This window comes from Xanthobacter autotrophicus ATCC 700552 (assembly GCF_043194565.1).
In the GTDB taxonomy this organism is placed as follows: Bacteria; Pseudomonadota; Alphaproteobacteria; order Rhizobiales; family Xanthobacteraceae; genus Xanthobacter; species Xanthobacter autotrophicus_F.
Genome location: NZ_JBAFVS010000001.1, coordinates 365,462 through 385,547 on the forward strand (window position 1 = coordinate 365,462; position 20,086 = coordinate 385,547).

The 20,086-nt window shown below is 68.3% G+C and carries 17 protein-coding genes; 3 read left to right on the forward strand and 14 right to left on the reverse strand.

Annotation, left to right across the window (positions count from 1 at the left end; all coding sequences use genetic code 11):
• Positions 1-6: 6 nt before the first annotated feature.
• From V5F48_RS01745 to V5F48_RS01785, 9 genes are all read right to left on the reverse strand, one after another.
• Complete coding sequence (locus V5F48_RS01745) at positions 7-2,523, reverse strand: alpha/beta hydrolase (RefSeq protein ID WP_394039458.1); 2,517 nt, start codon at positions 2,521-2,523, stop codon at positions 7-9.
• A gap of 283 nt (positions 2,524-2,806) precedes the next feature.
• Entirely contained in the window at positions 2,807-3,319 is a 513-nt protein-coding gene (locus V5F48_RS01750) for an NADH-quinone oxidoreductase subunit B family protein (protein ID WP_394039460.1), read from the reverse strand.
• A gap of 9 nt (positions 3,320-3,328) precedes the next feature.
• Entirely contained in the window at positions 3,329-4,849 is a 1,521-nt protein-coding gene (locus V5F48_RS01755; protein ID WP_394039462.1) for a hydrogenase large subunit, read from the reverse strand.
• Between the two features lie 9 nt (positions 4,850-4,858).
• Positions 4,859-6,316: a hydrogenase 4 subunit F gene (locus tag V5F48_RS01760; RefSeq protein ID WP_394039464.1), complete on the reverse strand. Its 1,458-nt coding sequence runs from the start codon at positions 6,314-6,316 to the stop codon at positions 4,859-4,861.
• On the reverse strand, positions 6,313-6,993 hold the full coding sequence (locus V5F48_RS01765; RefSeq protein ID WP_394039466.1) for a hydrogenase-4 component E: 681 nt from the start codon (positions 6,991-6,993) through the stop codon (positions 6,313-6,315). The genes V5F48_RS01760 and V5F48_RS01765 overlap by 4 nt, the downstream gene beginning before the upstream one ends.
• The gene (locus V5F48_RS01770) at positions 6,993-7,946 is read right to left on the reverse strand and encodes a respiratory chain complex I subunit 1 family protein (RefSeq protein WP_394039468.1); all 954 of its coding nucleotides are present in this window, start codon (positions 7,944-7,946) and stop codon (positions 6,993-6,995) included. Before V5F48_RS01770 ends, V5F48_RS01765 begins: the two co-directional genes overlap by 1 nt.
• Positions 7,937-9,982, reverse strand: coding sequence for a hydrogenase 4 subunit B (hyfB, locus tag V5F48_RS01775; protein WP_394039470.1), 2,046 nt, complete (start codon positions 9,980-9,982; stop codon positions 7,937-7,939). The genes V5F48_RS01770 and hyfB overlap by 10 nt, the downstream gene beginning before the upstream one ends.
• A gap of 4 nt (positions 9,983-9,986) precedes the next feature.
• Positions 9,987-10,328, reverse strand: coding sequence for a helix-turn-helix domain-containing protein (locus V5F48_RS01780; protein ID WP_394039472.1), 342 nt, complete (start codon positions 10,326-10,328; stop codon positions 9,987-9,989).
• A gap of 211 nt (positions 10,329-10,539) precedes the next feature.
• A complete protein-coding gene (locus tag V5F48_RS01785) occupies positions 10,540-11,130 on the reverse strand; it encodes a PadR family transcriptional regulator (protein WP_394039500.1) in 591 nt (196 codons plus the stop codon).
• Positions 11,131-11,353: 223 nt separating this feature from the next.
• Here V5F48_RS01785 and V5F48_RS01790 point away from each other — a divergent pair, with 223 nt between their 5' ends.
• The 3 genes from V5F48_RS01790 to V5F48_RS01800 all read left to right on the forward strand — a co-directional run bounded on the left by V5F48_RS01790 (position 11,354) and on the right by V5F48_RS01800 (position 13,190).
• A complete protein-coding gene (locus V5F48_RS01790; protein WP_394039502.1) occupies positions 11,354-12,340 on the forward strand; it encodes a tyrosine recombinase XerC in 987 nt (328 codons plus the stop codon).
• A gap of 31 nt (positions 12,341-12,371) precedes the next feature.
• Positions 12,372-12,806, forward strand: coding sequence for a VOC family protein (locus V5F48_RS01795; RefSeq protein ID WP_394039474.1), 435 nt, complete (start codon positions 12,372-12,374; stop codon positions 12,804-12,806).
• Positions 12,807-13,028: 222 nt separating this feature from the next.
• The gene (locus V5F48_RS01800) at positions 13,029-13,190 is read left to right on the forward strand and encodes a hypothetical protein (RefSeq protein ID WP_394039476.1); all 162 of its coding nucleotides are present in this window, start codon (positions 13,029-13,031) and stop codon (positions 13,188-13,190) included.
• Between the two features lie 77 nt (positions 13,191-13,267).
• On the opposite strand, the gene lpdA is transcribed toward V5F48_RS01800, so the two are convergent.
• The 5 genes from lpdA to V5F48_RS01825 form a co-directional block, all read right to left on the reverse strand.
• On the reverse strand, positions 13,268-14,671 hold the full coding sequence (gene lpdA / locus V5F48_RS01805; RefSeq protein ID WP_394039478.1) for a dihydrolipoyl dehydrogenase: 1,404 nt from the start codon (positions 14,669-14,671) through the stop codon (positions 13,268-13,270).
• A 21-nt stretch (positions 14,672-14,692) separates the two neighbouring features.
• Positions 14,693-14,983 carry a DUF2442 domain-containing protein gene (locus tag V5F48_RS01810; protein ID WP_394039479.1) on the reverse strand — a complete coding sequence of 97 codons (291 nt, stop codon included), beginning with the start codon at positions 14,981-14,983 and terminating at the stop codon, positions 14,693-14,695.
• A 217-nt stretch (positions 14,984-15,200) separates the two neighbouring features.
• Entirely contained in the window at positions 15,201-16,418 is a 1,218-nt protein-coding gene (gene odhB, locus V5F48_RS01815) for a 2-oxoglutarate dehydrogenase complex dihydrolipoyllysine-residue succinyltransferase (RefSeq protein ID WP_394039481.1), read from the reverse strand.
• Between the two features lie 27 nt (positions 16,419-16,445).
• Positions 16,446-16,787: a YciI family protein gene (locus V5F48_RS01820; protein WP_394039483.1), complete on the reverse strand. Its 342-nt coding sequence runs from the start codon at positions 16,785-16,787 to the stop codon at positions 16,446-16,448.
• Positions 16,788-16,796: 9 nt separating this feature from the next.
• The gene (locus V5F48_RS01825) at positions 16,797-19,751 is read right to left on the reverse strand and encodes a 2-oxoglutarate dehydrogenase E1 component (RefSeq protein WP_394039485.1); all 2,955 of its coding nucleotides are present in this window, start codon (positions 19,749-19,751) and stop codon (positions 16,797-16,799) included.
• Between the last annotated feature and the right edge of the window lie 335 nt (positions 19,752-20,086).

Genomic DNA, 20,086 nt, shown 5'->3' on the forward strand with positions numbered 1-20,086 from the left:
CGGGTCCTATTTGTTGAGGCCGGTGGGCGCGGCGGCGGTGGCGGCCTGCTGCGGCGTATCCGAGGGCGCGCCGTGGATCAGCCGGTCGACGCTGGCCGGCGAGGCCGTGGGCACCCGCCCGGTCTCGACGAAATCCACCACATCCTCGGCAAAGGCCACCGGCTCGTCAGTGTGGATGAAATGGGCGGTGCCGGGATAGACCTTCACCCGCACGTCCCGGCCCGCCGCATCCATGCGCCGCATGAACGGCAGGATAAGCTGGCGCGAGAGGTCGTTGAGGCCGTTGAAAGCGTAGCCGGGAATGAACGGTTCCTTGTCGCCGAAGGCGAGGAAGATGGGGATCTTGATGTCGGTGAGCCGTTTATACAGGCTGGCCGGGTCCTTTTCCTGCAGTTCCGCCACCATGGCGTAGATGTCGAAGATGAAGACATCCACCCATTGCTGCAATTCGCGCGGATCGCCCTTGATCATGCCGATGCGCTGGGCGGTGTGCAGGCGGGCATATTCGCTGTCGCGCAGGAAATAGCCCGAGCGCTGCGGCGTCACCGCGCCGGTCACCGGATTGCGGCTGCGGAAGTGGAAGAAATCGTCGATCTGCTGGGCGGTGAGATTCTTCTCGCGGTCGCGCAGGCCGGTCTTGTCCCAGGTGGCCTTCCACTTGTCGAAGTCGTGGGCGTAGGCGGGATCGAACAGGTCCAGCTTCAGGCCCGGCGCCACCGTCACCTCGCGGGGATATTCCTCAAGGCCGGCGGGAGCTTCCAGGATCAGCTTCGTCACCGCGTCGGGCCAGGTGAGGGCATAGCCGAGCACGATCTGCCCGCCCATGGAATGGCCGAGATAGGCCGCCTTTGGCACCTTGAGCTGGTTCACCACCACCTCGTGCACCACCTCCCGCATCTCCTGCATGGTGCGGGCGGGGCTCTTGTCCAGATTGCCAGGGCCGGACATGCCGTAGTGCGGCAGGTCCACCGCGATCACCCTGAGCCCGCGCTCCAGGGCGATGCGCATGATGTTGCCGTAGTGGCCGCCGAACGCGCCCTTGCCATGGATGATCACAAGCACGTCCGGATTGGGCGCGGTGCCGGCGTATTCGTCCATGTAGCCGATGTCCCAGGCGATCCCGCGACTGTCCTTGGCCGTGGTCTTCTTCACCGGGAAAGGATAGGTGACGAAGGTGTTCCAGAACGACTTGTCCGGCGTGATGTTCGCGGCCACCGAGGGGGTGCGGTAGGTCTTCGCCACCAGGTCGCGGTCGCGGGTGAGGCGCGACACGTCGGAGAGGAAGCCGGCGACGGTGGGGTCGAACTCCCGGTTCTTCAGGATGGAGAACACGCCGTAATGGGCGACCGGGCTCGTCTCATGGACGAGGTCCGCCCCCGGCACGAGGTCCACCGTCCGCTTGGCCCGGTCGAAGGTGAGCCACTGGTCGTTGTCGATGTGCATCACCAGCGTGCGGGCTGTGATGCGCTTGAGCTGGTCATTGATGTTGTAGGTCTCGCCGGCGCGATTGCGCCACAGCAGGTCCACCGCATCGAACAGCAAAGCGCGCTTGTTCACGCTGGCGCCGGCCTGGGGCGTGGGCGGGTTCCAGTAGAACACATCCGGCTGCACCTTGGCCCAGTCCTGCTGGGAGCGGAACTGGAAGTCGAAGCCGGTGAGCAGCAGCACCGACCAGCCGAAGGCGACGCCCTGGTTGGGGTGCTTGTCCTTGGGCAGGTCGTAGTAATTGCCGCCGGTGGCCCGCCATTGCGGATCGCTCTCGATGGCGGCGGACATGAGCTGGAAGGTCCAGTTGCCCACCGGGTCGCCGCCATCCGACTGGCTGGTGCCGCCGACGGGCATCAGGCCGTTCATGAAATCGGGATGCATGACGCCCCAGACATAGGTCTGCGTCGCCCCCATGGAAGCGCCGGTGACCAGCGCCGCGCGGGCGACCTTCAGGTGGTCGCGCAGCATCCGGTAATTGGCCTGCACCATGTCCTGGTAGCTGTATTGGGGAAACTTCTGCCCCAGCCCCTCGGACGGCTTGGAGGTGCCCCAAAGGCCCAGCGCGTCGAGGATGACCACGTAATACTGGTTGGTGTCGATGGCCCGGCCCGGCCCGATCACCGAGCCGCCCGACAAGGCGGTGCCCTCCACCCACTGGGCGTACATGTCGGTGGCGTCGCCCGAATAGAAGGAATTGATGACCACCGCGTTGGTGATTTCCCCCGCCCCGTTGCGGATGGGGGTGCCCAGCGCGATGTAGGCGGTCTTGAGCGGACCCGCGCCCAGGGATTCGAGGGTGGTGCCGCCCTCCCCGCCATTGGCCCATTTTCCGGGGGCGGCAAGGTCGTAGCTTCCGCCGATCCTGAAGTTGCCGATGTCGTAGAAGGTCTTGAGATGGCAGAGCCGCTCCTGCGAGCAGGTGGGCGTGATCTTGCGCGGCTCCATCGCGGCCTGGGCCGAAGGGACCTGTGCCAGAGGGACCTGCGCCAACAGCGCGAGGCCAAGGGCCAAGCCAAGGGCAAGGACGTATCTCATGGTGTCTCCCAGCGCCGGTCTTCGGTCGCCGGCTGGCGAGAGAACACCACGGCCGGGGGCACAAGGGAAGCGCCATCACCGCGTTTTCCGTGCGCCGCGTCGAACGGAAAACGCGGTCTCGATCCATGACTTCAGGGCGTGATCCACGACGACTTGCCCCTTCACTCATTCCGGCCAGATCGAGTGGCGCCCCGACAGCGCATCGATCTTCAACGGCGAAACCGCAGCATTCGCGGACGCCAGCGAGGCCCTGCGCGCCGGCAGAACGGGCCCGGCGCGAGGCTCACCCCTTGCCGGCCCGCAGCAGCGCGAGCAGGCCGGTCAGGAGCGCCAGCGGCGTCGGCGGGCAGCCGGGTATCTTAAGGTCCACCGGCACGATGGCCTGAACGCCCCCGGCGCAGGCATAGCTGCCGGCGAAGACGCCGCCGTTGATGGCGCAGTCACCCGCCGCCACCACCCATTTGGGCGACGGCGTCGCGTCATAGGTGCGCTTCAGCGCCTCGGCCATGTTCTTCGCCACCGGCCCGGTCACCAGCAGCACGTCCGCATGGCGGGGCGAGGCGACCACATGCAGGCCGAAGCGCTCCAGATCATAGAAGGCATTGCCCAGCGCATGGATTTCCAGCTCGCAGCCGTTGCACGAGCCGGCATCCACCTCGCGGATGGACAGGCTGCGCCCCAGCCGCGCGCGCGCCGCCGCATTCAGCTCGGCGGCGAGCTTTTCCACCGCCGCATCTTCCGGGGCGGCCTCCGTGAGGGGGGCTTTCAACAGCCCTTGGAGGAGAAGCTTGCGCATGGCCGAACCTTAAAGATCCACGCCCGAATAGGAGCAGTTGAAGGATTTGTTGCAGAGGGGAAAGTCGGCGACGATGTTGCCCTCGATGGCGGTTTCCAGCAGCGGCCACTGGAACCAGGACGGGTCGCGCAAGTGCGCGCGCCGCACACGTCCGTCTGCCTCCAGCGCCACGAAGGCGAGCACGTCGCCGCGGAAGCCCTCCACCACCGCCAGACCCTCTCCGGGACCCGGCGGGACTTCGGTCGCGACCGGACCGTCGGGCAGGGTGTCGATGAGGCGCACCACCAGGCCCAGGCTTTCCTCCACCTCGCGGATGCGCACCCATATCCGCGCGTTCACGTCGCCCTCGGTCCGCACCACCACCTCGAACGGCAGGCGGTCATAGGGCGGATAGGCGAGCGCCCGCCGCGCATCGAAGGGCCGGCCGGAAGCGCGGCCCACAAAGCCGCCCGCGCCGAACTGGCGGACATAGTCGGGCCGGGTGAAGCCGGTGCCCACGGTGCGGTCCTGCAGCGAGGCGGTGTTGTCGTAAAGCTCGACCAAAGCCGGGAAAGCGGCGCGCACCTCGGACACCAGCACGCGGATGGCGGAGATGCCGTCGCGCGCCAGATCCCCCGCCACCCCGCCGGGGATGACGCAATCCATCATCAGGCGATGGCCGAAGGCGCGGGCACACACCCGCAGCACCTTCTCGCGCAGCACGCCGCAATGGGCCAGCATCAGCGCGAAGGCGGCATCGTTGCAGATGGCGCCGATGTCGCCGAGATGGTTGGCCAGTCGCTCCAGTTCCGCCATCACCCCGCGCAATGCGTGGGCGCGCGCCGGCACGCTCACCCCCCGCGCCGCCTCCACCGCACGGCAGAAGGCCAGCCCATAGGCCACGGTGCTGTCGCCGGACTGGCGCCCGGCAAGCCGCGCGGCCTGCGCCACGTCCGCGCCGGCCATGAGCTGCTCGATGCCCTTGTGGACGTAGCCGAGCCGGGTCTCCAGCCGCACCACCGTCTCGCCGTAGCAGGAGAAGCGGAAATGGCCGGGTTCGATGATGCCGGCATGGACCGGGCCGACCGGGATCTGGTGCAGCCCCTCCCCTTCCGCCGCGAGGAAGGAATAGGCATCCCCCTCAGGTTCCGCCGGCAGGTTCGCCCCCAGCGGATGGCGCACCCCCCAGCGGCCATGATCGAGCCAGGGGCGATGGTCGGGAGCACCCTCGGGCACGAGGCCGAAGAGGTCGCGCACGGTGCGCTCCAGCCGCGCCGCCGGCGGGTGATGACGCGCCACCGAAGGGAAGGCGCCGCCGACGCAGGCATAGGTTGCCACGGCAAGCCGGCCGGACGCTTCGTCCAGCAGCGCCATGTGCACCGCGCCTGGATGAACCGCGCCCGCATCGCCCCATAGGCCCATGAGCACCAGTTCGCCCGTCGCCAGATGCCCGGCAAGGGCAGTCCACTGCTCCGCGCTCACTTCCGCGCGCGGGAACGGGCGGCACGGGCCGGCGCGCCCGCTTTCGAGAAGCTGTGCGAAGGCTTGCATGGCGCGCCCCTAGCCCAACAGCCCGGCCACGTGCCGGAACCACGCCACCAGCGGCGGCGGCAGATAGAGCCCGGCCGCCAGCACCAAGGCGAGATGCACCGTCATGGGCAGATGGCTCGCCTTCACCTTGTCGTTGCCGGGGCTGGGCGCGCCGAAGGCGATGCCGGAAAGCTTCACCATCAGCGCGCCGAAGGCGAGGAGCAGCCCGGCCACCAGCGGCAGGGCCAGCCACGGCCGGTGCGCGAAGGCGGAGGTCACCAGCAGGAATTCGCTCATGAACACACCGGCCGGCGGCAGGCCGGCAATGGCCGCCACCGCCACCACGAGCCCCCAGCCCAGCGCCGGGTGGGAGGTGGTGAGGCCGCGAATATCCGAAAGCTTCTGCGTGCCCTTCACCTGGCACACGTGGCCCACCGCGAAGAAGATGGCCGATTTGGTGAGGCTGTGCATGGTCATGTGCAGCAGCCCGGCGAAATTGGCGACCGGCCCGCCGAGCCCAAAGGCGAAGGCGATGAGGCCCATGTGCTCGATGGAGGAATAGGCGAACAGCCGCTTGATGTCCCGCCGCCGGTACAGCATGAAAGCGGCCAGCAGCAGCGAGGCGAGGCCCATGGCCATCATCAGCGGCCCCGGCGCCAGCGTGCCGGGATGGGCCGCGAGCAGCAGCTTGAACCGCAGCACCGCATACAGCGCCACGTTCAGCATCAGCCCGGACAGCACGGCGGAGATGGGGGTGGGGCCTTCCGAATGGGCGTCGGGCAGCCAGGCGTGGAGCGGGGCCAGGCCCACCTTGGTGCCGTAGCCCAGCAGCAGGAACACGAAGGCGACATTGAGCAGCGCCGGATCGAAATTGCGCGCGTGCTGCATCAGCACGCTCCAGACCATGCCGTCCGGCCCCTCGCCCACCACCGGCTGGGCCACCATGTAGACCAGGATGGTGCCGAACAGGGCGAGCGCGATGCCCACCGAGCCCAGCATGAAATATTTCCACGCCGCCTCGATGGCCGCCTCGGTGCGATAAAGGCCCACCATCAGCACGGTGGTGAGCGTCGCCACCTCGATGGCCACCCACATGACGCCGAGATTGTTGGAGACGAGCGCCAGGGTCATGGCCGCCAGCAGCACCTGGTACATGGCGTGGTAGAAGCGCAGGTGCAGCGGCGTGAGGCGCCCGGTCTCCAGCTCGTGGGCGATGTAGCTCGCCGAGAAGACGCTGGTGGTGAGGGCCACGAAGGTGTTCAGCACCACGAACACGATGTTGAGGTCGTCCACGATGATGAACGGCCCGGCGACGCGCGGCGCCACCAGCAGCGACAGGGCGGTGAGGAACGTGAGGGCGCAGGCGCCCACATTGACCGCGGCCGAGACGCGGTAGGACGGGATCAGCGCCAGCAGCACCGCCGCCACCGCCGGAATGGCGAGGATGACCGGCGCGGGATTGAACGGCAGCGTCGCGAGGACGGTCATGCGCGCCCTCCCCGGAAGCGGTCGAGGGCGTCCACGTCCACGGTGTCGAACCGCTCGCGGATGCGGAACAGGAAGATGCCGATGACGATGAAGGCGATGAGCACGGAGAAGGCCACCGAGATTTCCACCACCAGCGGCATGCCCTTGGCCCCCGTGGCGGCAAGGATCAAGCCATTCTCCAGCGACATGAAGCCCACCACCTGGCTCACCGCATTGCGGCGCGTCACCATCATCAGCAGGCCCAGCAGCACCACCGAGAGGGCGAAGGCGAGGTCCTCCCGCGCCAGCGCATCGGCGGCGGGGGTGGCCTTGAGCATCACCACCAGGGAGAGGGCAACGAGGGCGATGCCGGCCAGCATGGTGGGGCCGATGGACACCGCCGTCTCCACCTGCCGGTGGATGCCGAGCCGCGCCACCATGCGATGCAGCGCCACCGGGATCACCAGCGCCTTGAACACCAGGGCGATGCCCGCCGTCACGTACAGGTGCGGCGCATCCTGGGCATAGGCCTGCCACGCCACCGCGAGCGCCAGCGCCACGGCCTGCAGCGCGAAGACGTTCAGCAGCGCATAGAGCCGGTCCTGGTAGAGCATCAGGAACGAGATGAGCACCAGCGCGCCCGCGAACATGTGGGCCACGTCGAAGACGAAATTGGGGGTGATGGCGTGCTCGATCATCACAGGATCCCCGACACGAACAGCAGCAGCGTGCCCAGCAGCCCCAGCATAAGGGCGGCGCCGAGGAAGTCCGGCACGCGGAACACCCGCATCTTGGCGATGGAGGTCTCGAACACGGCGACGAGCAGCGCGCCCACGGCGAGCTTGCCGCCATAGCTCACGAGGCCCAGCGCCATCCCGGGGATACCCGCCCCCACCGGGGCGAGGCCCCACGGCACGAACACGCAGGCAACCAGGGAAAGGAACAGCAGCAGCTTCAGCTGCGCGGCCAGCTCGATCAGCGCGAGGTGGCGGCCGGAATATTCCAGCACCATGGCCTCGTGCACCATGGTCAGCTCCAGGTGGGTGGAGGGATTGTCCACCGGGATGCGCCCGTTCTCCGCCACCGCCACCATCAGCAGCGCCACCAGTGCCAGCGCCAGCGACACCCGCAGCCCCACCCCCGCCAGCATCACCGAGGCGATGGTGGAGAGCTGGGTGGACTGGGCGACCAGGGCCAGGGAGAACACGATCATGATCATGGCCGGCTCGGCCAGCGAGGAGATCATCACCTCTCGGCTCGACCCGAGGCCGCCGAAGCTGGTGCCCACATCCATGCCGGCCAGCGCCAGGAAGAAGCGCGCCGAGCCGATGAGGGCGGTGATGGCGATGAGGTCCGCCGTCCAGGAGAAGATCAGCCCGGTGGCGAAGGTGGGCACCAGCGCCGCCGCCACCCAGGTGGCCGCGAACACCAGGTAGGGCACCACGCGGAACAGCCAGGAGGCGTTCTGCGCCAGCACCACTTCCTTGCGCAGCAGCCGCGCGAGATCGCGATAGGGCTGGAACACGCTGGCACCCCGGCGGCGCGTGAGACGCGCCTTTGCCTTGCGCACCAGCCCGGTGAGGAGCGGGGCGAGGGCGAGCACGAGCAGCATCTGCGTGCCCTGCACCAGGATGTGCGCCATCAGGTCCATAGGGCGAGCACCAGAAGCAGCAGCACCAGGGCCGAGAAGACGAGGCCCAGATACTGGCGGATGGTGAGGTATTGCAGCGTGTTCGCCCGCTCGGCCACGTATCCCACCGCCGCCGTCAGCGGCAGGAACAGGAAGGTCCACGCCGGGTCCCGCGTGCTGGACGAGAAGCGGGCGGGGGTGAGGGCACCGGGGGGCGGCATCTCCACGGTCTCGCGGGCCGCGAACAGGCCACGCGCGAACACCCGGCGGATGGGCTGGGCGAAGGAGGCGGCGGAATACTGGCTCAGCGGGCTGGCATTGGGGAAGCCGCAATCCCACGGCGGCGCCCGCCGCACCGCCCGCGAGGCGAAGCGGTGGATGGCGAAGGCCGCCAAAAGCGCCGACAGCGCGGTGAAGGCAAACACCAGCAGCCCGTTATAGGAACTACGGCTCTCCGCCACCGGGATGATGGAGAGCCACGCCACGGAACCCTGCGCCGGCATGGTCTCGCCGATCAGTTCGGCCACCGCCGGCTGGAGCGCGTCGATGACGAAGCCGGGCAGCAGGCCGGCGAGCACGCAGGTGGCTGCAAGCGCGATCATGGCGGCGCGGGAGAAGGCATCCACCTCGTGGGCCTCGGCAGCCTTGGGGCCGCGCGGCCGGCCGAGGAAGGCGATGCCGTAGAGCCGCACGAAGCAGGCGGCCGCGAGCGCTGCGGCGAGCGCCATCAGGGCGCCCACGGCCGGCACCATCAGCTTCAGCCCCCAGGCCGGCAGGTCCGGACTCAGCAGCACGGCCTGGAACACCAGCCACTCGGAGGCAAAGCCGTTGAGCGGCGGCAGGGCCGAGATGGCGGCGCAGCCGATCAGCATCACCACGCTGGTGGTGGGCATGCGATGGATGAGGCCGCCCAGGTCCTCCATCTGCCGGGTGCCGGTGGCGGTGAGCACCGCGCCCGCGCCGAAGAACAACAGGCTCTTCATGGCCGCGTGGTTGAGCACATGGAACAGGGCCGCGGTGAACGCCAGCGCGGCGGCGGCGGAAAAGCCGTTGGCCGAGAAGGCGAGCGCCAGCCCGAGGCCGACGAAGATGAGGCCGATATTCTCGATGGTCGAGTAGGCCAGCACCCGCTTGATATCGCCCTGCAACAGCGCCTGCAGCACGCCGATGACCGCGGCAATCCCGCCCGCCGCCAGGACGGGAATGCCCCACCACCAGTCGGGCGGCCCCGAAAGGTCGAACACGATGCGGATGAAGCCGTAGACCGCCACCTTGGTCATCACCCCGCTCATGAGGGCGGAGACGTGGCTGGGCGCAGCAGGATGGGCCAAAGGCAGCCAGACGTGCAGCGGCACGAGGCCGGCCTTGGAGCCGGCGCCCAGCATGGCGAGGGCCAGCACCAGCGCGGCGAAGGCGCCCACGGGCGGTGCCTCGCGCATGGCGTCGAAGGCGTAGCCGCCCCCGGAGCCGGCGGCGAGCAGGCCGAAGGCCAGCATCAGCGCCAGCGTGCCGAACGAGGCCATGAGGATATAGACGAGGCCGGCGCGCACATTGCCCGCCTCCTTGTCGTGGGCCACCACCAGCGCCCAGGACGCCAGCGACATGAATTCCCACGCCAGCAGGAAGCTGTAGGCATCATCCGCCAGCAGCACCATGTTCATGCCGGCAAGGAAGGCCGGGAAGAAGGGCAGCACGCGCTCGGGCGCATGGTCGTGCCGGCCATAGCCCAGGCCGTAGAGGCTCGCGGCGGCGCCGCCGAGATTGATGACGGCGAGGAAGACCGCCGACAGCGCATCAAGCCGCAGGTGCGCGCCGATCCAGGGAATGCCCAGGGGCAGCACGATCCCGGCCGCCGGCGCCGCAATGGCCGTGAGCGCGGAGAGGCCGGCCACCAGCGTCACCACCAGCGCACCACCATAGACCAGGGGCCGGCCCAGCGGACGACGCGCCGTCGCCACGCCGAGCACGCCGAGAGCGAGCAACGCCACCACCGCGCCGAGGGCGACGAGGAGGTGTCCGCTCACGGGAAGTTGCGCGACGAAAGCCGCCTCGGGCATGGCCCTACTCCTCCTCCGCCGGGGGCCGGCTGGCAACGGGCGCCGGAGTGGGCGCCGGAGAAGAGGGCACCGGAGAAGAGGGCACCGGAGAAGAGGGCACTTGGACCCGCAGCCGGACGCCCCGCCCTCCGGCCTCGCTGACGGCCGCTTCGCCGATGAGTTCGATGCCCGCCGCCTCCAGCCCGCCCACGAGCTTCATGAGGGAATCCACGTTGCCGCGGATGACCCCGTCGCTGGCTTCCATGCGCTGAATGGTGGGCAGGGAGAGGCCACTCAGGGCCGCGAGGGCGCGCTGGTCGAGGCCGAGAAGGGCACGGGCGGCGCGAAGCTGGGCGGCTGTGATCATGACGGCCGAGGGGGACGCGTGTGACAGGATTTGTCCTGCTTACGCCGCCCCCATTCATCGTTCAAGCATCATTTATGATGTTCAGAACATCATAAAGTCGCAGCCTCAGCCCCGGCGAAGGGGATGCCGCAGCCCGCACAGGGAGCGCTGCGGTCCGGTTTGCGCGGGCATGTTCGCGGCTCGACGCACCGCGAACATGCGGTCGCGGGGATCACGCCTCGCGGATGTCGTTGGCCACGCGGGCGAGAATCTCGACGATGCGCGTCTCGGCGCCGCGATTGGCCTCCAGCTTCTGCTGGGCCACGTCCCGCAGGTTTTCAAGCGCGGCTTCCACCAGACGGGGGAGTTCGGCGCCCTGGCTCGGGCCGTTCTCGCTCCAACCCATCCATTTACGCACCCGGCCCATCTTGAGGCCGATCTCCGACAGGCGCCCGATGATGGCGTCGGCGAAGGCGCGGTTTTCGGCGAGATAGGCGCGGCCGTCCTCGGTGATGGCGTAGCGCTTCTTCGCGCCGTCGGGCTCGGAGGTCACATAGCCCGCCTCTTCCAGGAAGGTGAGGGTGGGGTAGACCACGCCGGGGCTCGGCGAATACCAGCCAGCGGTCTTCTCCTCGATCACCTTGATGATCTCGTAGCCGTGCCGCGGCTGCTCGGCGATGAGCGACAGGGCCAGCAGCTTCAGGTCGCCCTGCGCCAGCATCCGGCCGATGCGGAACATGTCGCCGCCACCCCGTCCGCCGCGCCCGCCCCCGCGATGGCCGCCAAACTCGCCGCCGCGGCCGGGACCCCCGGCATGGCGCATCTCGTCCAGGTCCCCCCGGTGGCTGCGATCGCCGCCATGGTGTCCGTCACGTCTGCATCCAAACATGATAAGTCTCCTAAGATATGTCGTAAGATACAACGACACAATTTATATCGTTCGATATATCTAAAACGCAAGGGGTCCTTGGCGGTTCCCGTTCAGGGTTTTTTGAAGGGGGCGCGTCCATAGCTGGAGGCACCCTCTCCGGAGTGCTCCCATGGCCATGAGCGATGAGCAGAAAGCCGCCCGCGCCGCCCACGGCCTGCTCAGCGCCGTGACGGCGGATTTGGGCGCGGCCATCGAGGCCTGGCTCGCGCGCCTCGCCCACGAGCGGCGCCTGTCGCCCAAGACGCTGGAAGCCTATGCCCGCGACCTCTCGGTGGTCCTGCTGCGCCTCACCGACCATCTCGGCGCCCGCCCGGGCCTGAGCGATCTTTCGGCCCTCACCCCCGCCGACGTGCGCGCGGTGCTCGCCGACCGCCGGGCCGACGGGGTGGCGCCGCGCACCCTGGTGCGCCTGCTTGCCGCCGCGCGCTCCTTCGGCCGGCATCTGGAGCGGGAGGGGCTGGGCAAGGTGGGGGCGCTCACCGCCGTGCGCGCCCCCAAGGTGCCGCGCAGCCTGCCGAAGCCGGTTTCCATCGCCGCCGCCCGCGCCCTGTCCGATCCCGCCACCCGCGCCGGGGAGGATCGCGAGGCCTGGGTGCTGGCGCGCGACGCGGCCGTCCTCGCCCTACTCTACGGGGCGGGGCTGCGCATTTCGGAAGCCCTGAGCCTCACCCCCCGCGACGTGCCGCCGGACGCCGAATCCATCACCGTCACCGGCAAGGGACGCAAGACGCGCATGGTGCCGCTGATCGCGCCGGTGCGCCGGTCCATCGCCGAATACCGGGTCCTCTGCCCCCATGCCCTTGGGCCGGACGCGCCGCTGTTTCGCGGCACGCGGGGCGGGCCGCTCTCGCCACGCATCGTGCAATTGGCGGTGGAGCGCATGCGCGGCGCCCTCGGCCTGCCGCAGAGCGCCACGCCCCACGCCCTGCGCCACGCCTTCGCCACGCACCTTTTGTCCCGGGGCGGGGAAATCCGCGCCATCCAGGAGCTATTGGGCCACGCCTCGCTCTCCACCACGCAGATCTATACCGAGGTGGACGCCACCGCGCTCATGGCCGCCTGGCGCTCCGCCCATCCGCGCTCCGGCGCGTCGGACACGTGACGACGCTTGCAACGGCCCGACAGGAGACCCCATGACCTTCCCACCCGTCCGCCCGGTCATCGAGCATCTGTCCATCACCACCGTGGACCTGCCGCGCGCGGTGCGCTTCTACGATGCGGTGCTGGCGCCGCTGGGCCTGATGCGGGTGGCCGATTATGACGAGCCGGAGGGCGCGTCCGCCTGCTGGGGACCGGCCGGCACCATCCCCGCCCCGGAAGGCGCCATCGGCGCGGCGCCCTTCTGGGTGCAACTGCGCGACGGGCCGGTTTCCCCGCCGCCGGGCACCCACATCGCCTTCTGCGCGCTGGATCGGGCCGCCGTCGCCGCCTTCCATGCGGCGGGCGTTGCGACCGGCGGAACCGATTACGGCGCGCCGGGCCTGCGGCCCCAGTATGGGCCGGGCTATTACGCTGCCTTCCTGAAGGACCCGGACGGCTGGCGCATCGAGGCGGTGACGTTCGTCTGACGGATGCGGGGCTCCGCGCGGGAGCGGCGCGGTGGGGTCGAAGGACTCCATGGAGCGCATGTCCGACGGTGCATGTCCGACGGCGCGAGCAGCGGGACGCACAACAGCGACGCTCAAGGGTGCGCGAAATCGTGATCGCATCCTGATCGACCAAGGGTTCGCGCCAAGGCCGCTGCGTGGCTTAATCGGCACGTACCCCCCGACCGAGGCCAGGAGAAGAAGATGAAGCAGATTGCTTTCACCTTATGTGCCCTGACCGTTCTTGCCGGCACCGCGCCCGCTTTCGCCGGCGGCGCGGGATGTGCCGGCATGACCAACGCGTCGTCGCAAACCGACGCCCCGACCACGACGGCAAGCACGTCGACCACCCAGAAGGGCGGCTGACGCACTCGACGGATCTTCAAGGGACCTCCATGACCCTCCGGCCCAAGGCCGGAGGGCTTTTTTCTGGAAGTCACCCGTCACATGTGGATGGCGCGCTTCTCCACCGCCATGGCCGCTTCCTTCACCGCTTCCGAGCGGGTGGGGTGGGCGTGGCAGGTGCGGGCGAGGTCTTCCGACGAGCCGCCGAACTCCATCAGCACCGCGCATTCGTGGATCATCTCGCCGGCCTCGGGGCCGATGATGTGGGCGCCCAGCACCTTGTCGGTGGCGGCGTCCGCAATGATCTTCACGAAGCCGTCCGTGGTGTTGTTCACCTTGGTGCGGCCGTTGGCGGTGAAGGGGAACTTGCCCACCTTGTAGGCCACGCCCGCCGCCTTCAGGTCGTCCTCGGACTTGCCGACCGACGCCACTTCCGGGAAGGTGTAGACCACGCCGGGGATCACGTCGTAGTTCACGTGCCCGGCCTTGCCCGCCAGCAGCTCCGCCAGCGCCACGCCTTCATCCTCGGCCTTGTGGGCGAGCATGGGGCCGACGATCACGTCGCCGATGGCATAGATGCCCGGCACGTTGGTGGCGAAGTGGTGGTCCGTGACCACGCGGCCGCGGGCATCCTTGGCGACGCCCGCCTCGTCGAGGCCGAGGCCCGCGGTGTAGGGAATGCGGCCGATGGCCACCAGCACCACGTCCGCCTCGATCACTTCGGCCGCGCCGCCGGCCGCCGGCTCCACCGACACCTTCAGGGTCTCGCCCGAGGTATCCACGCCGGTGACCTTGGTGCCGAGCTTGAAGGCGAAGCCCTGCTTGTCGAGGATGCGCTGGAAGCTCCTGGCCACGTCGCTGTCCATGCCGGGCAGGATGCGGTCGAGGAACTCCACCACGGTCACCTGCGCGCCGAGGCGACGCCACACCGAGCCGAGTTCCAGGCCGATGACGCCGGCGCCCACCACCAGCAGCTTGCCCGGCACCTTCGGCAGCGCCAGCGCGCCGGTGGAGGAGACGATGCGCTGCTCGTCGATGGTCACGCCCGGCAAAGGCGCCACGTCCGAGCCGGTGGCGATGACGATGTTCCTGGTCTCCAGGACCTCGACCTTGCCGTCGGCGTTCAGCGTCACCTCAACCTTGCCGGTGCCGAGGATCTTGGCCGAGCCCATGTAGACGTCGACCTTGTTCTTCTTCAGCAGGAACTCAACGCCCTTGACGTTGCCGTCCACGCCCTTGTCCTTGAAGGCGAGCATGGTCGGAAGGTCGAGCGTGGGGGCCGGGACGCCGATGCCCATCTCGCCGAACTTGTGGCCGGCTTCCTCGAACAGCTCGGAGGCGTAGAGCAGCGCCTTGGAGGGGATGCAGCCCACATTGAGGCAGGTGCCGCCATGGGTGCCGCGCTTCTCCACCACGGCCACCTTGAGGCCGAGCTGGGCCGCGCGAATGGCACACACATAGCCGCCAGGGCCGGTACCGATGATGGTGATATCGTAGGACATGCGGATGTTGTGCTCCGTTGATCAGCTGGCCGCGAGCAGGTGAAGCTGCGCCTGCTTCTCGCAGTCCTTGCGCAGCTGGTCGGCACCGAAATCGATCTCGTTGCCGTTCTCGTCGACCCAGAAAATGTGATGGCCGTATTCTTCCAGCTGCAGGCGGGCGAAATGCTCGGGCGTCTGCAGGTAAGTGAAGATCTGGCCGCGCGCTATGATCGGCCGCAAATCGACCACGCCCTCATAGCCGTCGGTGAAGACGAGCTTCACCACGCCGGGAATGACCGGTTCCGCGAGAGTGATGCGCAGCGCAGGCGTCATGGGATCCTCATCGTGGGAAGGCCGGAGGTGGCGTTGGTCCACTGGAGAAATTCGTCACCTCCCCATCCGCCCCGATGGATCGCCTGCTGATCGAAAGGCCCGCCGTACCACCCGCTGAGCGCCGCGCAGACCACGCCCGCACAGGCGATCGGCCCGCACAGGCGATCAGAAGGATGGCCAGGCGCTTCCAGTGCCTGGCCATCCTCTCATCCTACCCTCACAGATCCAGCACGAGCCGCGCGGGATCTTCCAGGGTCTCCTTGACGCGCACCAGGAAGGTCACGGCCTCGCGGCCATCGACGATGCGGTGGTCGTAGGAGAGGGCGAGATACATCATGGGGCGGATCACCACCTGGCCCTTGATGGCCACCGGGCGCTCCTCGATGCGGTGCATGCCGAGGATGCCCGACTGCGGCGCATTGAGGATCGGGGTGGACATCAGCGAGCCGTAGATGCCGCCGTTGGTGATGGTGAAGGTGCCGCCCTGCATGTCCTCGATGCCGAGCTTGCCGTCACGCGCCTTGCGGCCATAGCCGGCGATGGCCTTCTCGATCTCCGCCACGGAGAGCAGGTCGGCGTCGCGCACCACCGGAACCACGAGGCCCTTCTCGGTGCCCACCGCGATACCGATATTGTAGTAGTTCTTGTAGACGAGGTCCTGGCCGTCGATCTCGGCATTCACCGCCGGCAGGTCCTTCAGGGCGGCGATGACCGCCTTGGTGAAGAAGCCCATGAAGCCGAGCTTGGTGCCGTGCTTCTTCTCGAACGCATCCTTGAACTGGGCGCGCAGGCTCATCACCGCGCTCATGTCCACGTCGTTGAACGTGGTGAGCATGGCGGCGGTGTTCTGCGCATCCTTCAGGCGCCGCGCGATGGTCTGGCGCAGCTTGGTCATCTTGACCCGCTCCTCGCGCACCGCATCGGTGGGCACGGAGGGAGCGCGGACCGCCACCGGGGCGGGAGCCGCAGCGGCACCGGCGGCGATGGCGGCCAGCATGTCGCCCTTGGTGACGCGGCCATCCTTGCCGGAGCCGGCGACGCCGGACGGATCCACACCGCTCTCGGCGGCGATGCGGCCCACGGCCGGGCCGTTGGCGCCGGACGCGGCAGCGGCGGCAGGCGCCGCAGCGGGAGCCGGCGCAGCGGCGACGGGCGCAGGAGCGGCGGCGGCAGCGGGGGCCACGGCAGCAGCGCCGGAACCGGCGCCGATGGAGCCGAGCAGGGCTCCGACGCCCACCGTGTCACCGTCCTTGGCGACGATCTCGGCCAGCACGCCGGCGGCGGGCGCAGGCACTTCGACCGTGACCTTGTCGGTCTCCAGTTCCACCAGCGGCTCGTCGGCGGCGACGGTATCGCCGGGCTTCTTGAACCACTTGCCGATGGTCGCCTCGGTAACGGACTCGCCCAGGGTCGGTACGCGGATCTCGGTGGTCATTGCGTTCGCCCCAGTGCGGGGCCTCCCTCAACTATCGGCAGGTGAAGATGGGACAGGCACCGGGCCAGCCACCCGGCGCTGTATGAGCGACAGGATGGGCATCACCTCATAGGCGAAGCCCAGCCCTGCCACGATGACGGGGTCCTGCGCGGCGAGCAGGTTCGCCGCGTCCTGATCTTGAGCTTCCACCAGCGCCATGCCCCAGATGCCCGAGGGGTCCGCCACCGGCCCCACGGCAAGGGCGAGGCCACGATCGGCCTCGCGCTGCCAGAAGGCGCCGTGGGCGGCCATGGCATCCATCTCGGCCACGGTCGCGTCCGCCGGGAAGGTGGGACGCGGCGGGGAGAGGCGCAGGAGGAAGTGGGCCATGTCGCCGGCTCAGCCGAGGGCTTCGTCGAGGAAGGCCTTGAGCTGGGCCAGATGCTTGGACATGAGGCCCGTGGCCGTCGCCGCCGAGGCGGGACGACCGGCATAGCGCGGACGCTTGTCCGCACCGCCCACCTGTTCCAGCACCCATTCCAGGTAGGGCTGCACGAAGGCCCACGCACCCTGGTTCTTGGGCTCTTCCTGGCACCAGGACACCTCGGCATTCTTGAAGCGCGAGAGTTCCTGCACCAGGGTCTTGAGCGGGAACGGGTAGAGCTGCTCCACCCGCATCAGGTAGACGTCCGACACGCCGCGCTTCTCGCGCTCCTCCAGCAGGTCGTAATAGACCTTGCCGGTGCACAGCACGACGCGACGGATCTTGTCGTCCGCCACCAGCTTGATGGCGTTCTCCTCCGGATGGGACTGGGCGTCATCCCAGAGCACCCGGTGGAAGGAGGTGCCGGCCACCATGTCGCTCAGCGAAGACACCGCCCGCTTGTGGCGCAGCAGCGACTTCGGCGTCATCAGGATCAGCGGCTTGCGGAACTCGCGCTTCATCTGGCGGCGCAGGATGTGGAAGTAGTTGGCCGGGGTGGAGCAGTTCGCCACCTGCATGTTGTCCTCGGCGCACATCTGCAGATAGCGCTCGAGGCGGGCGGAGGAATGCTCCGGACCCTGGCCTTCATAGCCGTGCGGCAGCAGGCAGACGAGGCCGGACATGCGCAGCCACTTGCGCTCGCCCGAGGAGATGAACTGGTCGAACACCACCTGCGCGCCGTTGGCGAAATCGCCGAACTGCGCTTCCCAGAGCACCAGGGTGTTGGGCTCGGAGAGGGTGTAGCCGTACTCGAAGCCGAGCACCGCCTCTTCCGAGAGCATCGAGTTGATGACCTCGTACTTGGCCTGGGTCTCGGAGAGATGGTTGAAGGGCTTGAAGCGGGCCTCGGTCTCCTGGTCGGTCAGCACCGAATGGCGCTGGGAGAAGGTGCCGCGCTCCACGTCCTGGCCGGAGAAGCGCACGGGATTGCCTTCCAGCAGCAGGGACGAGAGGGCCAGCGCCTCGCCGGTGGCCCAGTCGATGCCCTTGCCGTCCTCGATGGACTTGCGGCGGTTGTCGAGGAAGCGCTGGATGGTGCGGTGGAGCTGGAAGCCCTCCGGCACCTTGGTGATCTTCTCGCCGATGGCCTTCAGCGTGTCCTCGGCGACACCGGTGTTGCCGCGCCGCGGATCGTCATCCTCATGGGTGGCCTTGAAGCCGGCCCAGCGGCCGTCGAGCCAGTCGGCCTTGTTGGGCTTATAGGCCTGGCCCGCCTCGTGCTCGGCCTCCAGGCGCTCGCGCCACGCCGCGCGCATGGTGTCCACCTCGCCGGCAGTCACCACGCCCTCGGCCTCGAGCTTCTTGGTGTACAGCTCCAGCACGCTCGGGTGCTGGCGGATCACCTTGTACATCTTCGGCTGGGTGAACGCCGGCTCGTCGCCCTCGTTGTGGCCGAAGCGGCGGTAGCAGAACATGTCGATGACGACAGGCTTGTGGAAGCGCTGGCGGAACTCGGTGGCCACCTTGGCGCAGAACACCACCGATTCCGGATCGTCGCCATTGCAGTGGAAGATCGGCGCCTCGATCATCTTCGCCACGTCGGAGGGATAGGGCGAGGAGCGCGAATAGCGCGGATTGGTGGTGAAGCCGATCTGATTGTTGATGATGACGTGGATCGACCCGCCGGTGCGGTGGCCCTTCAGGCCGGAGAGGCCGAGGCATTCGGCCACCACGCCCTGGCCGGCGAAGGCGGCATCGCCGTGCAGCAGCAGCGGCAGCACCTGCACCCGCTCGACATCCTGCATCTGGTCCTGCTTGGCGCGGGCCTTGCCGAGCACCACCGGATCCACGATCTCGAGATGCGACGGGTTGGCGGTCAGCGACAGATGGACCTTGTTGTTGTCGAACTCGCGGTCGGACGAGGCACCGAGGTGGTACTTCACGTCGCCCGAGCCTTCCACGTCGTCGGGCGCCCAGGAGCCGCCCTTGAACTCGTGGAACAGGGCGCGGTGGGGCTTGCCCATGACCTGGGTGAGCACGTTCAGGCGGCCGCGATGGGCCATGCCGAACACGATGTCCTTCACCCCCAGGTTACCGCCGCGCTTGATGATCTGCTCCAGCGCCGGGATCAGGCTCTCGCCGCCGTCGAGGCCGAAGCGCTTGGTGCCGGTGAACTTCACGTCGAGGAACTTCTCGAAGCCCTCGGCTTCCACCAGCTTGTTCAGGATGGCGCGCTTGCCCTCGCGGGTGAAGGTCACCTCCTTGTCGGGACCTTCGATGCGCTCCTGGATCCAGGCCTTCTCCTCGGGCGAGGAGATGTGCATGAACTCCACGCCGATGCTGGAGCAATAGGTGCGGCGCAGGATCGCCACCATCTGCCGGACCGAGGCGAACTCGAGGCCCAGCACGTGGTCGATGAAGATCTTGCGGTCGAGATCGGCCTCGTAAAAGCCGTAGGAGGCGGGATCCAGCTCCGGCGCCTCGCGCGGGGGGGTCAGGCCGAGCGGGTCGAGATTGGCATGCAGGTGGCCGCGCATGCGATAGGCGCGGATCATCATCAGCGCCTTGACGCTGTCGCGGGTGGCCTGCTGCACCTCGGTGGCGGAGAATTCGACGCCCGCCTTCTGCGCCTTGGCCTTCACCTTGTCGGAGAGGGCCTTTTCCACCTCGATCCACTGGCCGTCCATGGCCGAGACCAGTTCGCCATTGGCATGCACCGGCCAGTGCGGCTTCTTCCAGGATGCACCGCGGGCGTTCTGGATCACCGCGTTCGGATCATCCTTCAGCGCCGCAAAGAAGCTCTGCCAGTCGGGGCTGACCGAATTCGGGTCGGCTTCGTAGCGGGCGTAGAGATCCTCGATCCAGGCGGCGTTGGCGCCATCCAGGAAGGAGGTGGAGAGGAAAACGTCGTTCTGTTCCGCGCGCGACATGGGCTTGTTCCCGGATGGTCGATGGCGCCTCACATTCCTTCAGCGCATTTTACGCTGAAAATGAAGCCCCAAAGACCGTTCGTCTGCCACAAATCCGGCGTCCGGCTCACGCCGGGCGCCCTTTCACCCCTGCGAGGCTCGTGGCGGCCTTCAGCAGCGGTGCTCGACAACCTTTAGATGGGATGCGCCGCGACCGGCCGAAAGACCGTCGCGGCACACCCCCTAAAACCGCGCTCGCCAGTCGCCGAATTTCATGGCGATCGCGCGGCGTAATCGGCTTCGCGGCAGGCTGCCCTCTTCCCTCTACGGAAGAGGGCGCCCGATCGCTCAGCCCA

What these genes read in the sequence shown, in the direction of transcription:
- V5F48_RS01745 (WP_394039458.1), bottom strand. Translation starts at nt 2,523, where the DNA reads ATGAGATACGTCCTTGCCCTTGGCTTGGCCCTTGGCCTCGCGCTGTTG.
- V5F48_RS01750 (WP_394039460.1), bottom strand. Translation starts at nt 3,319, where the DNA reads ATGCGCAAGCTTCTCCTCCAAGGGCTGTTGAAAGCCCCCCTCACGGAG.
- V5F48_RS01755 (WP_394039462.1), bottom strand. Translation starts at nt 4,849, where the DNA reads ATGCAAGCCTTCGCACAGCTTCTCGAAAGCGGGCGCGCCGGCCCGTGC.
- V5F48_RS01760 (WP_394039464.1), bottom strand. Translation starts at nt 6,316, where the DNA reads ATGACCGTCCTCGCGACGCTGCCGTTCAATCCCGCGCCGGTCATCCTC.
- V5F48_RS01765 (WP_394039466.1), bottom strand. Translation starts at nt 6,993, where the DNA reads ATGATCGAGCACGCCATCACCCCCAATTTCGTCTTCGACGTGGCCCAC.
- V5F48_RS01770 (WP_394039468.1), bottom strand. Translation starts at nt 7,946, where the DNA reads ATGGACCTGATGGCGCACATCCTGGTGCAGGGCACGCAGATGCTGCTC.
- hyfB (WP_394039470.1), bottom strand. Translation starts at nt 9,982, where the DNA reads ATGCCCGAGGCGGCTTTCGTCGCGCAACTTCCCGTGAGCGGACACCTC.
- V5F48_RS01780 (WP_394039472.1), bottom strand. Translation starts at nt 10,328, where the DNA reads ATGATCACAGCCGCCCAGCTTCGCGCCGCCCGTGCCCTTCTCGGCCTC.
- V5F48_RS01785 (WP_394039500.1), bottom strand. Translation starts at nt 11,130, where the DNA reads ATGCGCCATGCCGGGGGTCCCGGCCGCGGCGGCGAGTTTGGCGGCCAT.
- V5F48_RS01790 (WP_394039502.1), top strand. Translation starts at nt 11,354, where the DNA reads ATGAGCGATGAGCAGAAAGCCGCCCGCGCCGCCCACGGCCTGCTCAGC.
- V5F48_RS01795 (WP_394039474.1), top strand. Translation starts at nt 12,372, where the DNA reads ATGACCTTCCCACCCGTCCGCCCGGTCATCGAGCATCTGTCCATCACC.
- V5F48_RS01800 (WP_394039476.1), top strand. Translation starts at nt 13,029, where the DNA reads ATGAAGCAGATTGCTTTCACCTTATGTGCCCTGACCGTTCTTGCCGGC.
- lpdA (WP_394039478.1), bottom strand. Translation starts at nt 14,671, where the DNA reads ATGTCCTACGATATCACCATCATCGGTACCGGCCCTGGCGGCTATGTG.
- V5F48_RS01810 (WP_394039479.1), bottom strand. Translation starts at nt 14,983, where the DNA reads ATGACGCCTGCGCTGCGCATCACTCTCGCGGAACCGGTCATTCCCGGC.
- odhB (WP_394039481.1), bottom strand. Translation starts at nt 16,418, where the DNA reads ATGACCACCGAGATCCGCGTACCGACCCTGGGCGAGTCCGTTACCGAG.
- V5F48_RS01820 (WP_394039483.1), bottom strand. Translation starts at nt 16,787, where the DNA reads ATGGCCCACTTCCTCCTGCGCCTCTCCCCGCCGCGTCCCACCTTCCCG.
- V5F48_RS01825 (WP_394039485.1), bottom strand. Translation starts at nt 19,751, where the DNA reads ATGTCGCGCGCGGAACAGAACGACGTTTTCCTCTCCACCTCCTTCCTG.